Annotated in this window: 17 protein-coding genes and 1 tRNA gene; 11 read left to right on the plus strand and 7 right to left on the minus strand. The window is 48.1% G+C overall.

Annotation, left to right across the window (positions count from 1 at the left end):
- Positions 1–336: 336 nt before the first annotated feature.
- From KIS29_05875 to KIS29_05895, 5 genes are all read right to left on the minus strand, one after another.
- The gene (locus KIS29_05875; protein ID MBX8639850.1) at positions 337–777 is read right to left on the minus strand and encodes a hypothetical protein; all 441 of its coding nucleotides are present in this window, start codon (positions 775–777) and stop codon (positions 337–339) included.
- A 78-nt stretch (positions 778–855) separates the two neighbouring features.
- Positions 856–1,371: a hypothetical protein gene (locus KIS29_05880; GenBank protein ID MBX8639851.1), complete on the minus strand. Its 516-nt coding sequence runs from the start codon at positions 1,369–1,371 to the stop codon at positions 856–858.
- Positions 1,368–2,264, minus strand: a complete 897-nt coding sequence (locus tag KIS29_05885) for a hypothetical protein (protein ID MBX8639852.1) — start codon at positions 2,262–2,264, stop codon at positions 1,368–1,370. Before KIS29_05885 ends, KIS29_05880 begins: the two co-directional genes overlap by 4 nt.
- Before the next feature lie 362 nt (positions 2,265–2,626).
- Positions 2,627–2,699: transfer RNA gene (locus KIS29_05890), tRNA-Val, on the minus strand.
- A gap of 12 nt (positions 2,700–2,711) precedes the next feature.
- Positions 2,712–3,446 carry a hypothetical protein gene (locus KIS29_05895; GenBank protein MBX8639853.1) on the minus strand — a complete coding sequence of 245 codons (735 nt, stop codon included), beginning with the start codon at positions 3,444–3,446 and terminating at the stop codon, positions 2,712–2,714.
- Between the two features lie 158 nt (positions 3,447–3,604).
- Between KIS29_05895 and KIS29_05900 the strand changes: the two genes are divergently transcribed.
- From KIS29_05900 to KIS29_05920, 5 genes are all read left to right on the plus strand, one after another.
- Positions 3,605–4,237 carry an METTL5 family protein gene (locus KIS29_05900; protein MBX8639854.1) on the plus strand — a complete coding sequence of 211 codons (633 nt, stop codon included), beginning with the start codon at positions 3,605–3,607 and terminating at the stop codon, positions 4,235–4,237.
- A complete protein-coding gene (locus KIS29_05905; protein MBX8639855.1) occupies positions 4,234–4,794 on the plus strand; it encodes an exosome complex RNA-binding protein Csl4 in 561 nt (186 codons plus the stop codon). The genes KIS29_05900 and KIS29_05905 overlap by 4 nt, the downstream gene beginning before the upstream one ends.
- Before the next feature lie 69 nt (positions 4,795–4,863).
- Complete coding sequence (locus KIS29_05910; protein ID MBX8639856.1) at positions 4,864–5,073, plus strand: hypothetical protein; 210 nt, start codon at positions 4,864–4,866, stop codon at positions 5,071–5,073.
- 9 nt (positions 5,074–5,082) lie between these two features.
- Entirely contained in the window at positions 5,083–6,282 is a 1,200-nt protein-coding gene (locus tag KIS29_05915) for a serine hydroxymethyltransferase (protein MBX8639857.1), read from the plus strand.
- Positions 6,279–6,806 carry a hypothetical protein gene (locus tag KIS29_05920; GenBank protein MBX8639858.1) on the plus strand — a complete coding sequence of 176 codons (528 nt, stop codon included), beginning with the start codon at positions 6,279–6,281 and terminating at the stop codon, positions 6,804–6,806. The genes KIS29_05915 and KIS29_05920 overlap by 4 nt, the downstream gene beginning before the upstream one ends.
- On the opposite strand, the gene KIS29_05925 is transcribed toward KIS29_05920, so the two are convergent.
- Positions 6,800–8,122, minus strand: coding sequence for an alkaline phosphatase family protein (locus tag KIS29_05925; GenBank protein MBX8639859.1), 1,323 nt, complete (start codon positions 8,120–8,122; stop codon positions 6,800–6,802). The genes KIS29_05920 and KIS29_05925 overlap by 7 nt on opposite strands.
- Positions 8,123–8,309: 187 nt before the next feature.
- On the minus strand, positions 8,310–8,876 hold the full coding sequence (locus tag KIS29_05930; protein MBX8639860.1) for a hypothetical protein: 567 nt from the start codon (positions 8,874–8,876) through the stop codon (positions 8,310–8,312).
- Between the two features lie 128 nt (positions 8,877–9,004).
- Between KIS29_05930 and ribB the strand changes: the two genes are divergently transcribed.
- From ribB to KIS29_05960, 6 genes are all read left to right on the plus strand, one after another.
- Positions 9,005–9,694, plus strand: a complete 690-nt coding sequence (gene ribB, locus KIS29_05935) for a 3,4-dihydroxy-2-butanone-4-phosphate synthase (protein ID MBX8639861.1) — start codon at positions 9,005–9,007, stop codon at positions 9,692–9,694.
- A gap of 10 nt (positions 9,695–9,704) precedes the next feature.
- The gene (gene ribH, locus KIS29_05940; protein MBX8639862.1) at positions 9,705–10,175 is read left to right on the plus strand and encodes a 6,7-dimethyl-8-ribityllumazine synthase; all 471 of its coding nucleotides are present in this window, start codon (positions 9,705–9,707) and stop codon (positions 10,173–10,175) included.
- 22 nt (positions 10,176–10,197) lie between these two features.
- On the plus strand, positions 10,198–11,463 hold the full coding sequence (locus KIS29_05945) for an amidohydrolase family protein (GenBank protein ID MBX8639863.1): 1,266 nt from the start codon (positions 10,198–10,200) through the stop codon (positions 11,461–11,463).
- Positions 11,464–12,063, plus strand: coding sequence for a riboflavin synthase (locus KIS29_05950; GenBank protein ID MBX8639864.1), 600 nt, complete (start codon positions 11,464–11,466; stop codon positions 12,061–12,063).
- 158 nt (positions 12,064–12,221) lie between these two features.
- Entirely contained in the window at positions 12,222–13,538 is a 1,317-nt protein-coding gene (locus tag KIS29_05955; GenBank protein ID MBX8639865.1) for a tetratricopeptide repeat protein, read from the plus strand.
- A gap of 581 nt (positions 13,539–14,119) precedes the next feature.
- Entirely contained in the window at positions 14,120–14,683 is a 564-nt protein-coding gene (locus tag KIS29_05960; protein ID MBX8639866.1) for a DUF367 family protein, read from the plus strand.
- The last annotated feature ends 112 nt before the right edge of the window (positions 14,684–14,795 follow it).

The raw sequence follows: 14,795 nt of genomic DNA on the forward strand, positions 1-14,795 counted from the left end.
GGTAGCTGGGATACGGCGGTATTGAGCGATCTTTCTGAACATGAAGGCAGACCTTATGCCAAACGACGGATTTTGCCTTCCGCTTTTCGATTTAGAGAGTCGGATCTGAAGTAAAAACACAGGATTAACAAATTTCTGGTCCGCAAGGGATTAGTATCACTGGTCTCCGACACATGGCAAACTGCAAGACAGCTGATCGAAGGACAGCAGAAACGGGACTGATGCTTTTGCTGCTTTTGCTGAGCCGCCATCCTCCATGAGGCGCCTGCGTCTGACTGAAAAACGTTAATCCGATGGACTCTGGAGCAATTGTTCGTTAAAGCCGGCCTGTTTCATTCATCTTGCAACTGGAAACGTGGATGACCACGATCCCACGATTGCGGTGTTGTTGCCTGTGTTGAACTCTATGCCGTTGTCCATCATGCCGTAAGTGATGTGCACAACCTCGCTGACCATGCTGACCGTGCCGTTTGGCGCATAGGCGAATGTGGCGTTCTGCGCCATGATGGTGGCGATGACGGTTCCCGGCTGCGTGTTTTGCAGATAATTCATATGGCTGGCTTCCATCTGCATGATGCCTATCGCGAAGATGATGATTACAGCAGCGACAACGACTGGGATTGTTATTTTCAGCGCCTTCATGTGTGCCTTGCCCGAAACGGCAGGAATCACGGCGCCGACAAAGGCGATGGCGATGCCGGCGACTACCAGCGTCATTGAAGGCGAAACAATTCCATAGTAGAGGCATGCCCCAGCTATCGGTATGCTGATGAGCATGCTCTTCCTCAGTTCGTTCGTTCGGATTTCACTTCCTTCTGCCCTGATTTTGCATTGCGCTCTGCCGTATGCTCAGCCTCACGCAGGAACAGGTATTGCATGATATTGGACGGAATCGCCCGCAGGCACTTGAAGGACAATAGGGGAAACTATGGTGAACGTGTCCACACCATTCACCTCCGGCGTAATCATGACTTCCCACGTCAAATTGCCTGGCGGAACCGAGAAGTTGAGCGCCCCGGACAGCGAATATCCCGTCTCCCACGCTGTTTTCACAAGGCCAGTACTGTTCGGCTGTGAATATATGAGAAACGGATTGAAGTATATCAGCGAAAGGGAATATCCGCCCGTCGAGTTCCATGCGCCTTTCACTGTGACAGGGGCGGCACCCTTTACCCTCAGCGAGAAGAGCATGATCGAGCCTGAACTGTTGACTGAGCCGTTGGAATAAAGGGGCATCTTCCATCCGGCCGGCAACACCGTCAGCGTACGGGCATGACTGTCCGGCGCTCCCAAGGTCAGATAGGCCGTCACGCCTGCCGTTGCTGCGATTAGCAGTCCCGCAACAATGATTGCAATGTACTTTGCCATCATTCACCTGAAGGGATTGCAAGCGAATTATTTAACGGTACCAAAAGCTGAATTGAAGCAGGCGATGTGCTGTCCCAGTAAAAATATCCCCAGTATAACGTGAGCGTTGTTCCTGAATTTGTATACGACACATTCCAGTACGACCACTCCCAATCACCTGCTGGGATACCAACGTAAGTTGACTTATTACCACCTAATACTTGACCATTGAAAATAAATCCTTTTGTATCTTCACAAGTAAAACCCACTCTATAGAAAAACCAACCGCCATATGAGTATGGCGCTTCAAACGTACCACGTGCTTCGCCACTCACAACACATGATGAAGTGTATGCCTGGTATACGTTTAGCCCTTGCTGCCACTCTTCATTATCGCCAAACGGGTTGTAAGATGCATATGAGGAACCTGACCATGTATTCGTGTTTCCCCCACTTATTGGATATGGACAGTAATCCGCGAGTACGAACAGGTATGGGTAATCCAGCAATATCTGCGAGGCGGGTATTGCATTTACGTCAGGGCTGATGAGCGCCCCGACAACCGTGCCGCTGACACTAGTTACAGACTCATAGTAGCTGTTCTGCGCTGATATACTGGCAATGACTACTGTGTTGCTCAAATCATAAGTCAGATAGCTGACCTCTATAACGACTGTTTCATCGGTCCTCTGGTCTTCCAGATAAATTACTCCATTGTGCACTATAACGATAATGCTGAAAGACGCGAGGGTGTAACTCTGCACACCATCAAGAAAATCGATAGATGCGATCACTATTCCTGGGGCCAGCAGGCTATAGTAGCACCGTGTTGAACTGGATGCAACTTGCATGGATACCATATTGCTTCCTTTACCGCCTGCAACAGATGCCGCTGCTGCCTGGGTATGCGTAACCAATACTATGAACGCAAAAAAAGAGACTGCAACAAGCAACAGTACAATTGCGACGGAAATTGCCTTGTACCTAAATATATGATGAATAAAGCGATATGTATGGGTTACTATGCCCCCCCACTATAGCAGGCTTAGGCAAAACACCGAGAAAGAATGTCAATATTTCACTTGACAAAGAGACATATGAACATTTTATCGCATATTGCAGGCAGGAAGGGCTGATCGCAGGAAGGCAAATCGATAAAATGATAGCAAATTACATCGGGATAAAGGGTTAAAGGAAGGGGCGCAATGATTGCAAACTTCATCGGCACTACCATGGTGATGATTGCGATGCCGGGGTCGATTTCCCTCCGAGTTAAAAATGGGCTCACCCGGATTTGAACCGGGGACCTCCGCTGTGTGAGAGCGACGTCATAACCGCTAGACCATGAGCCCCGGTATATGGCATCAGGAAGCCTTTTTTAATTCTTCCCTCTTCCAGTCGGTAAATTGTGAAAGTTTTTCCGTTGAGAGTGTTTTTGCAATCGTTTCCTTTGCGCCTGAAAGAACGGCGCCTCTTCCCCTGGGTGGATAGTTTGGATGCGACATGAGTAGTGAGTCGAATTCATACTTCAGCAGATTTGACGCACTTTCCCTCATCCTGTCAATACTGGAGTCCAGGAGATTGACATTGAGCACTAGCTGATCCGCAAGATACCATGTCTTCCTGTCGCTCTCTGTTGGCCAGCTCATCAACTCGTTGCTGAATCTGTCCCTGTTTCCCCACCAGAACATATCGCCACAGAACAGTATTCCCTTTCCCCTTTTGAGCAAAAGACATGACGATCCGGGAGAATAACCTGGAGTGGGTATCAGGACGGTATCCTCACGCAATGCGTACTCTGAACCAAATTTGAGATCAGGTGTGCAGCCCTTCACCAGCTTTGCGTCTTCTTCATGAATAATGAGTTTCGCGCCAAATCTGGATTTTATGCCACATGCATCACCGAAGGCTCTGATATGAGTAATGAATAAGTCCGATATTCCGCCATTATTTCTGATAAAGTCCTCATCGTCCTTCCCGAGTTCCGGGGCGTCAACCAGCAGATTTCCACCGTCATGTTTTATAAAATAACCGGAATTCCCGAACGACTTGAGAGAATAGCGGTTGATGAGATATACGCCGGGGAGGACTTCATTCATAATGACAACTAAAAGTAACTTGCTTAATAATTTTATCACGCCTATATGAGTATTGAAGCCAATTTCACAACCGGAGGAGAAAAGCGCCCGGGCGCTGTGAGGACAACGGACAAAGTGTTAACTTTGTTCATGCATGACGGATCGGCCGATGACGTAAGATGAAACTGAATGAACTGAAATCCAAGCTTGAAATGCTTTTGCCGATTGCCGATCCTTCGCCATCTCTGGAGCAATATTCAACCCCCGTAAATGCTGCATCGGCAATACTTTATCATGCGGCAATGAGCGGCGATATTGAAGGAAGGAAAATCGCAGATCTGGGTTGCGGTAACGGAATATTTTCAATAGGTTGCGCACTGTTGGGAGCATACCGTACAATAGGCGCTGATGTGAGTCCGGCATGCATTAAAACTTCGAAGGAGAATGCAGCCAGAATCCTGGATAGTGCCTTACTGAAAAAAGTACACTTCAAAAAAGCCAGCATCCTCGAGATAAAAGGCAGATTTGACACGGTATTCCAGAATCCGCCTTTCGGCTCACAGTCCAGAAATGCAGACATTCCGTTCATAAAGAAGGCACTTGAACTTGCAGATGTGGTGTATACAATTCATATTTCAGCAACAAGGGCATTTATAGAGGAAAAGATAGCGGAATACGGGGGGAGGATTGAGTTTTCGGCAGAATTCGATTACAGCATGCCGAGAATGTTCAAATATCACACGGATGACAGGCGAAAATTCCGTCTAATCCTTTATAAAGCAGTGAAGAATAACAAACAACGAGATAGATGAAAGGAAAATTGGTCGTCCCAGGCGACGTGGTAGCAATTGCGGAAGAGTATTCACCTGGAAAGGGAACATACGAATCCGATGGAAAAATTATAGCGAGCGAGACCGGCGAGCTCATTCTTGACAGCAGAAACCATGCGGCAACAGTGTCACCTTTTAATCCGGTGGCTGAACCAAAGAAGAAGGATATTGTTTATGCCACAGTATCAGATGTGAAGAGTTCCATGGCGATATGCGAGCTAATATCGATTGAAGGAAAGGAGAGGTCTGTGACTGGAAACAGGGATGCTACGCTCCACGTGTCGACAATATCACAGCAATATGTTGAGTCGGTGGGACAGGCAGTACGAACAGGGGACATAATAAGGGCTGAGGTCATACAGTCGAGTCCTTCCATTCAACTCAGCACAGTCAATGCACATATGGGCGTGGTGGCAGCATATTGCAGCCGCTGTCATTCAATGATGAGGCTGAAGGATGGCCATCTTTACTGCGATGAATGCGAACGATCGGAAAAGCGTAAAATTGCCGACGACTACGGCTCCGCTGCATTCAAATAATGTCGTGCCTGCGGAAACAGAAAGGGTTAAAGCCTCAGTGTATTAGAGTATTTCGAGGGTAAATAACACATGCCCAAGGACAAGGCACAAAGAAAGAATCGTGTGCGAGGCAGAGAACAGGAGCAGCTGCGTAAAGAAATAGACTCCCTGCGTGTTGAAATCAAGGAAATGAAGGAAATTGTTAACATGCTGCTCAACATGGTGATAGATACAGAGGAAGAAGAATACCCGGGCATGCAGTTCCCGGATTTTGACGAGCGTTACAGTCAGAACAATTGAGGCGCCACTTTGAGACATGACATAATCGAGCTTGCTAAGAAGCATGATCAATGGCGAAATTCCAGCTGCATCAATTTACAGCCGTCCGAAAACATACTGAGTCCTGCCGTGAGGAGGCTGCTCGCGTCTGACATGGCGAGCCGGTACACATTGAGAAGTAATGAATTCATAGGGAATGGAGGTGCGTCCAACAGCTACGGCGGAACAAAATACATGGACGAGATCGAGAGGCGTGGAGAGGAAACTGCTTCAAAGCTTTTTGGCGCAAGGACATCGCTCAAACCGCTGTCGGGACACATTGCCTCGCTCCTGATGATTGCAAGCGTGTGCAGGAAAGGGGACACAATAATGGCTGTGTCTTCAGCGGACGGCGGATACGACGGATACGGTCAGTCATACATACCTGACATGTTCTCACTGAAATTCAGACCGTTACAGTTTGACAGGGAGATATGGAACGTTAAAGGGGAGGAAACTGCCGAAGACATTAGAAGGTACAAACCGAAACTGGTTGTGCTCGGGCAGAGCTTTATACTTTTCCCTTACGACATCGGTCCAATCAGTGACGCCTGCAGGGAGGAAGGCACCGTGCTTGCCTATGATGCATCTCATGTGCTTGGTCTCGTGGCAGGCGGAAGATTCCAGAGACCGATACAGGAGAGGTGCGACATTCTCATTGGAAGTACTCATAAGAGCTTCCCCGGCCCGCAGGGGGGTATCTTCGCAACAAACGACGATGGCATCTGGAAGTCGTTCGTGTGGAACTGCACCTGGCGGCTCATAGACAATGCTCACTGGAACAGAATTGCCGCTCTTTCACAGGCCATGGAGGAAATGAGAAGGCATGCAAGCAATTACGCTGCCAGGATAGAGGCCAATACTCAGGCGCTGGGCAGGAGTCTTGGCGAAGAAGGTGTCGTCTGCAAGTTCAGCGGAATTGGCTATTCCAGGTCACACCAGCTGCATCTTGACTCTGATGCGCTGGCAAGCATGGATCTGTCGTTAGCAAAGCTGAATGAAGAACTTGAAAAAAATGATATCATAGTCGACACGACAGGGAGAATAGGAACTTCCGAAGTGTCCAGGCTGGGCATGGGTGCCAGGGAGATGCGGTTAATATCCGCCCTTGTCGGAGGCGCGCTCAGGGGCGAAAATGTGAAAGCGGAAGCAAACAGATTGAGAAAAAGATTTGATGTGCACTACTTATGATGCAAGGTGACAAATCAAAACCGTTTGTACTGGATACCAGCGCAATGTATAACGGCACGGATTATCCAGCGGACGCAATCCTCTTTTCCACGCCGAAGGTTGTAAGCGAGGTTAAACATGTATACCGTTCCAGCAGGGCAGAACTCTTTGTAGACACACGATTGAAAATCATTGAGCCGGCTGCGCGCAGTGTTGAAAAGGTCGTTGAAGTCGCAAAGAAGAACGGAGATATCGCCAGGCTGTCACCTGCAGACATTGAGGTACTTTCACTTGCTTATGAACTCAACGCAGTCGTAATAACCGAAGACTATTCAATTCAGAACACTGCTTCGGGACTGGGAGTCGAATTCCGCTCACTCTACATACCCCGGATTGCAAGCTATATCGAGTGGACACTCGTATGTGAATCGTGCAGGAGAGAATCGTGCAGCAGGGAAGAAAGGGTTTGCAGAATTTGCGGGGGGAGAATGATAACGGTCAAAAAGAAAAGCAGACCAATTTCAGATTCACGCAGGGGTCAGTGATCCTTGCCTGCCTTGGAATAGGTTACAACCGCAACCAGCGATAATGCAATGATTGACGCGGCGACGAAGCTGCCGGATTCAAAGAACGGAGCATACGGCATATCGTGCGCGACGTATGGCGGCTGATGCAACTGGCTCAGGTTGAAATTTGAAGAGCCTGTTCTTGAATAAGGCAGTGAGGAAAAGGGAAATTGCGGTTGGACCGGAAATGTCCCTGACAGCGAAACCGATGGCAATGCAGAGATGGGAAAATGTAGCGATGCCGGGATCTGGAGGTCTGCAAAATTGACATTTATGGGAGGTCTCGGCTGAGCCGCATGAAGGGAATAGAATGTGAACATATCCAGAGGCACATCCGACAGGGAGACAAATCTGTTCAATGGCGGCATGTTCCAGTTGTAATCGATGAACGCCAAGAGCGAAGCGTGATTCATCGGTGTGTTCGAAATATAATCTTCCTTTGCATACGGGGAAACAAGGATCAGGGGAACCCTGAAGCCAAGCTGCTGGCCATCAATGGATGGCGGGGGGACATTGTCATAAAATCCTCCACCCTCGTCATAATTTATAAACACAGCCGTGCTGTTCCATTCAGGGCTGAACATTATCTTCTGCAGAATAAAAGTGAGCCACAGCTCACCGGCAAGCATGTTGTCTGAAGGATGCTGGCTGTAGCCTGTCACGCCGAGTCCTATAGGTTCGAGATAGCTGACAGCCGGCAGTGTGTTGTTCTGAAGTTCGCCGAAGAAGGAGGTCCAGCTCCGTATGTTTGAAGAATATGCTGAAACACCGTAGACATAGTCGAGGATGATTGTTCCGAGCGTGGGGTCATAGACGTAGTAGCCCCATGAAACATGGTATCTGTTGAGTTCTGAGAATATCGTTTCCGAATACGGGATGTACGGAGGTGGGCCATAGTCGTTTATCACGGGGGAATAGCCTGCAATGCCGTACAGCCTGTTTGGCATTGTCGCGGTCAGCGCACTTGAAAAGTACATGTCACCTATTGCATACTGCTCCGCAATATCCCACTCTATTGCGAGCTGGGAGGAAGTGTAGTATGTCAGCGACTGTACACCGGAATTCAGTCTGAATCCGTTCATTTTACCGCCGTTCCAGTCGAGATGGTAGGCAGTATACCCTTCAACAGGATCAGGGGTAGAAAACACACCTGGCCGGACCGCGGTGAGGTTGGAAAGGCCGCCGGCTGTCAGCAGGTTATCGGGCACCGTGAGCTGGGAGGTGATGTTTTCGGCTGAAGAATTGCCGCCCGAAGGGTATGAACCGAAGATGTTGTCGAAACTGTGATTCTCCATTGTTATCAGGATGACATGCCGTATTGGTGTTGTGGTTGAGGAGGATGCACCCGCAGCTGAGGGCAGAAACGCCGTAAGGACGAGTGATGCAATGAGTAATGAAGAAGCGCATGCCGCAACACGTGAACGGGCCTCCCGCCTGCCGCCGCTGACAGCGCTTCGGACCGCAGCACAGACAGAAGTCTGCCTAATGCACTACACCTCTTCCAGTTTTAATCAGCGAGCCAATAAACAAAATAAAAAGCAGCGTGAATTCGAACACGACAGGCGCAAGAATTATCAGAGGCATATATCTGTAGAACAGTATGAGATATACAGAGAGGAGCACAGCAACGACAACCAGATTCTCCAGTCCCATGAATATCGAATTTACAGACAGAACTTTTCCGATTCCTAAGGATTTGAGATAGACAGAGGAAGTGAAAAGTAATCCCGACATAGTCAGAAACGAAAATACCATGGTAACGTTGTCGGCAATAACCGGATTGTTATAAGAATAGTAGAAAACCGGAATGACGCAGACAACTGTTATAAGAAGCGAGTACAAGATGCGGGCCGGCGTTTTGCAGAAGTAGACAGATGCTGCAAACGGAAAGACCAGGGAACCGGTTATGATGCCGCCTAGCACGTAGGGGATGGCCGTAGCCGTTCCGACTGCATAGATGAAACCGGAGAGGTAAATCACAGCCAGGGAAAGTGTGGCTCCCCAGACCGTATAGAATAAATTTAAAATGACCTTTTTGCCTTTCAACATTTCACGGGCGGGAGAATCAGCATCTCCGTTTTATAAGCATCTTTCCAGCAATGATTACCAGTAAATTTGTAACAACAAATTTTGTAGTAATATGTTTATATCCTGCCTGATTAGCAGATATGGTGAAAATGATACACGAACCACTGGAAAGCCAGATATTGGCAGCAGCAGAGGAGCTGAAAGCGGGAAACATCATATTTGTCCATGACTCATCTTCGAGAGAGAACGAGGTAGACATGGTTGCGTCGGCCTATATGTGCACCCCTGAGATGATTTCAACAATGAGGGAGAGAGCAGGAGGATTAATTTGCTCTGCAATAGGGAACGAGGTTGCGGCCAACATACATCTGCCATTCATGCATGAAATACTCGAACTTTCACATGAAAAATATCCGGATCTCACTTCCATGATAGAGACAAGAACGCCATACGGCGGCAGACCTGCCTTCTCCATATCCGTCAATCACAGGGATGTCTTCACCGGTGTCAGTGACGGCGAAAGATGTATGACAATCAGGCAGATAGGCAATGTTGCGAAACTCGCGGCCGAAGGGAGAGATGCGAACAGTGAGTTCTATTCAAAGCTCAAATCTCCCGGCCATGTGCCTCTTCTGATTGAGGCAAGGAATTCGCTCGCGGAGAGACGCGGGCACACAGAACTTTCAATCAGGCTCGCCAGGATTGCTGGACTGCCACCGGCTACAGTGGTCTGCGAGATGCTTGACTCCCGCACGCACAAATCACTTGATCTGGAGAAAGCAAGAAGAATTGCCGGTGAACTGAAGCTTCCGATCATCGAGGGCGAGATGCTTCAATGAGGAAAAATTGATGAAAGGGAAGCGGGAAGATATCCGGGCAGCAATTGTCTGCTCGACGTTTAATGAAGACATAACCTCCAGGATGTTTGAGGCTGCGGTAAGGGAATGCGACCGCCAGCATATGGAGGTAAAGGCATCATGCAGGATTCCCGGAGTTTTCGACATGCCACTCTTCGTGGACACTCTACTCCTGAGGAGGGATGTTGACTGTGCCATTACCCTTGGGGCAGTAATAAAGGGCGAAACTGACCATGATGACCTCATTGCAAGAACTACAGCTGCTGCAATTGTGAACATTGCACTGAAGCGGGGCAAGCCGGTGGCCCTGGGTATTACCGGCCCGGGCGTGTCATGGGAGCAGGCGGAGGCGAGGGCAGAGGAATATGCCATCAGGGCGACAGCGGCAGCAGCTGAAATGGTCAGAACACTGAGAACCATGCCGCACGCAGAAGACAGAGGCATGATGAAGACAAACGGTTGAAACGGGGACTGAGATTCTGGACGTGGAGAAACCGCAGGAAAGTATACTGATACAAAACACAACTGTGCTTGAGGGGTGTGAACTGAAACTTCTCGAATCTGTTGACATCTTCATTGATGGCGGCACTATAACGGATGTAGCCGAATCAGGCAACGCAGATTATTCAAAGAACGGGATAGGCAGAGTAATCGACGGCCGCGGAACTGTTGTCATCCCGGGATTCGTAAATGCACATGTGCACCTAAATGATGCACCGCTGAAGGATGCAGGCGCAGGAATGACGCTTGAGGAGATGGTGCATCCGGTCAGCGGGCTGAAGCGGTCTGGCATGCTGAAGTACAGTATGGAAGAGAGACTGAGGAGCGTTTCTTCGGCCCTGGCAGAAATGGCGCAATCCGGCATAACAGGTGCCATAGATTTTCATGAGGAGGATTACAGCATCATAGCACGATTGAAGGCATCGCTGCCGTCTGCTTCGCCTGCGGTACAGTTTCTTGGAAGACCGGCTGTCTATTTTTCGGAAAAGGAGATAGTGGAAAACCTGATGCTTGAAACTGACGAAATTGACGAGGGCAGACAAAGGCTCGAGCCTTTTGACGGAATAGCACTGAGCGGCTGCAACGAATACAGCGACGGAGCCATGGAACAGATACACGGAATGGCCAAAGGAAGGATGACCGGAATACATGCCGCCGAAACCATAAGATCTGACAGACTATCAAGGAAAATGACAGGGGAGAGCGAAGTAAAGAGGGCAATCGAGCATCTGAAGCCTGATTTTTTTGTACACCTCACGCATGCTGATGATGATGATCTCCGCATGATCTCAAAACAGGCAATAGGATCTGTAATCTGCCCGAGATCAAATGCGCTGTTTGGAGCCGGCATCCCGCCCGTCGGGAAGCTCATGGCATTGAAAATACCGGTTGCGCTGGGAACAGACAACCTCATGCTGAATTCCACGGACATGTTCAGGGAAATGGATTTCGCGTCAAAGGTGGCAGATATTGCTTCGGGTGAGCCTGGGACTGTCGAAGACGTCGAAGTGCTCAAAATGGCGACGCTAAACGGTGCAAACCTGATGAGCAGGGGCAGAAGTCATGGATGCATAGAGGCGGGAGGCAAGGCAGATCTCGTAGTGATCGATCTTAAATCAGAAAGAATGGAAGGAACGAACGATGTTGTGTCGGCAATCGTTCACAGAGCCGGCATCAGCGATATCATGTATACAGTAAAGGCGGGTAAAATTATTTACGAAAGACATTGCAGGGGAAGGGGGGTGGGGTGAATGTTCACAGGCATCGTGGAAGGAACTGCGATCGTAGTCGGTGCATATCGGCGGGAAGGAAACATGCGCCTGAGCGTGAGATTCAGGAGCAATGGAAGGGCCTACAGAACAGGAGAGAGCATCGCCATAAACGGTGCATGCCTCACTGCGGCTTCAGTCAGGAAGGATACAGTTTCATTCGACGTGATTGCCGAAACACTCAGAAAGACGAATCTGGGGGAGATCACAAAGGGCGACGTGGTAAACTTTGAAAGGAGTATGAGAAGTGCGGACCTGATTGGAGGACATCTCGTCGCCGGTCACATAGACGGAACCGGGAAAATATCGGAGATAGAGAATGAGGGCGGCTCTGTCCGGATGACAGTCCGGGTCCAGAAGAATATAGGCTCGATGATTTCAGAGAAGGGATTCGTTGCCGTTGACGGCGTAAGCCTCACTCCCGCGGATGTTTCAGAGAGCAGATTCAGCCTGTATCTAATTCCGGAAACCAGAAGGAGGACCACGTTTGGCGTAAGGGAAGTAGGAGACAGGGTAAATATTGAAATTGACATATTTGCGAAATACATAAAAAAGTTTGTAGACGTCCGGATGAACACGTAAATCAGCCTGCGGTTGGGCCTGGGGATAGGGTGTCCTTGCATTCCGGCAGCACAAAAAGGAACGCGGACGGTGATTTGCCAGGGTCCGGCTGTCAATATTATCATATTATGAACTAAGATGGCAAACTTAAATACTGGAGCATGCGACTTTTTATCCAAATGGCGTACGACATAGAGTTTGGCTGCAGGGCGCTGATAAACGTTATTGTCTCGAGGGAAACGAGACAGCGAATGGCAGAGGGAAATATACAAAAATTGCCAGAAAAAAGGCTGCTGGAATATATAAACTCACTAATAGATCTGGGATGGGTAAAAGAGGAAAGAGGCGACAAGAAAGATTCAGATTATGTTGTGTACGCATTTACGGAAAAGGGAAGAAGAATATATGAGAATCCATCGGAACTCCTGAACCTGTCGGATGCAGAGCAGGAACATGTTTCCTTGCTCAGGAGACTGGATGCGCTGAAGAGGGACGATTCAATTTCGATGATGCCCCAGACACTCATGGCACTTTCTGATCTCTGCCTGGGCAATGGAAGGTATGACAGCGCACTCATGTATGCAATGGATTTGCACAAAAGAGCGGAGGAACTCAAAAGCACTTTTTTTGTCGGTGAAGCCTCGATACTGATGGGGAGGGTGGAGAATGCCAGGGGAGAACTTGAATCATCGCTGAAATATTTCATAAACGCAACTGACGCATTCAACAGGATAGGTGAGGTATCCAGGGAGGCTGACAGTCTGAGATATGCAGGTGGCGTCTTGTTGAAAATGGGAGATTACAAGCAGGCCATGATGATGTTTGAGCAGAGCAAAGACAAGTTCTTCCACATCAGGCACATGATGGGAGTTGCCAAAGCTAAGGCTAACCTTGGCATACTTCATTCTCTGACGAAGAATTACGATACAGCGGAGAACTACTGGAAGAATGCGCTTGAATTTTTTGAGGCTCTTGAGGATAAAGAGAGTCAGACAAAGATATTGAATAACCTTGGCGCGATGCTTATAATGACAAAGAAATATGATGAGGCAGTAAATTATCTGAGAAAAGCAATAACTATCTCAAGAGAAGATAAAAACAAATATTCAGAATGCATAGGTATTCTCAATTTCGCCTATGCAAATGCTAAACTCGGCAAGTATGAAATTGCAAGGCAGGCTGTTGACTCAATTAATAATGCACTCAAAGAGGGATTTGACACTTATCTTCTCGCATACAATGAACTTGTAATGGCAATTTACACAACCTACAGAGGAAGCTGGAACGAAGCAGAAAAAAGATTCCTTGCGGCCATTAGATTTGCGACCACTTCAGGGAATGCAGAACTCATTTCTGAATGCCATGAAGAGTACGGCAGAGCACTTATGCAAAAAAATGAGCGTGAAAGGGCCGCGACTGAATTTACGGCATCAGTCTCGGTTTCGGAAAGCATCGCTATTACTGAACTTAGAAAAGGTTTGTCAAACGGCACATAGATTTGTAATTCACAATGGGTCCCAAAGTGGCAAAATATAACCTCCCCCTCTTTTTTTTGCAAAGGCGCGCAGGGCAACAGCCGGGCTGTAATCGAAGCCTGAAATCGTCAGCCTCCTCCAGCTGAGATTGCAGAAAGCAACAGCTATTGCTACCCACGAAGACGTGGTCTTGCTTACTATACTCGTCCCCTCGCAGTTCGGTTATCAGCAATTGCTCATTTAAAACATGTGTTCGATTGGGAACAACGAATTCGGTTTGGGATCCAGAATATGGATAAAGAGAGGTCCGACAGAATTGATTAATTGCCACGTCAAATCACATTGTTAGAGACATAAGGCTGATTTCATTTTGGCTTGAAAAACGGTAAAAAAATCCAGTGCCAGTGATCTGTAATTAATTTGACCGAAGATATTTTTTCCTAACCAATGTTTCACATCGAACAGAAATGTTTATCAAGTCGATAAATAATATAATTGTAATTAAATTAAAATATTTAGCAAAAGAAGTTCTTACTAAAATCGTATCAACATTAGTTTAATCGTAACCATTTTCATGCCAATAGGTCAAATATTGCGTATGCCTGTGTTTTTCCGTGCCCCGGATTTATGCATATATTGCAGGAGAAGACGATCCCAAAAAGTGCACTGCAAAGAAAATGGCCAGATTCAATCTTGCAACTGCAGTTCGAAGAATTTCGGCACTGCCTTCAGAGGCGGTTGTCCTTGATCCCGGGGCGCCCAAAGCCGTGTCGGCGGAGGACAGGAGCAGGATGGAAATATCAGGGATTGCAGTTCTTGATTTTTCCTGGCGAAATATAGAGGAAAGTATGCCGTCCCTCAAATTCCCTTACAGGAGGGCATTGCCATATCTTGTTGCTGCGAATCCGGTTATGTACGGGCGGCCGTGTCAGCTCAGCAGCGTCGAAGCTGTTGCGGCTGCATTGTTTATTTCAGGTTTCAGAGATCAGGCCTTAGAAGTGCTTTCAAAATTTTCCTGGGGAATGCGTTTCATTGAGCTCAATCGTGAACCGCTCGGGAGATATGCATCTGCAGAGACGAGTGCAGAGGTGGTATCGATACAGTGGGATTATGCAGGCATGGAAGATCCATGGTCGCCACAGAAGCCGGTTCATTCACAGAAATAGCCTGAGCCGGGGTCATAAGAGTTCCAGTGGAAACGCCATTTCTACTGCTTCTCATGCAGGTGCCCGCATGCTTTGTTTTCGGCAATCGGCCGATCAAGTTTATCTATCAAGT

Source organism: Candidatus Sysuiplasma jiujiangense (assembly GCA_019721075.1).
Taxonomy (GTDB): Archaea; Thermoplasmatota; Thermoplasmata; order Sysuiplasmatales; family Sysuiplasmataceae; genus Sysuiplasma; species Sysuiplasma jiujiangense.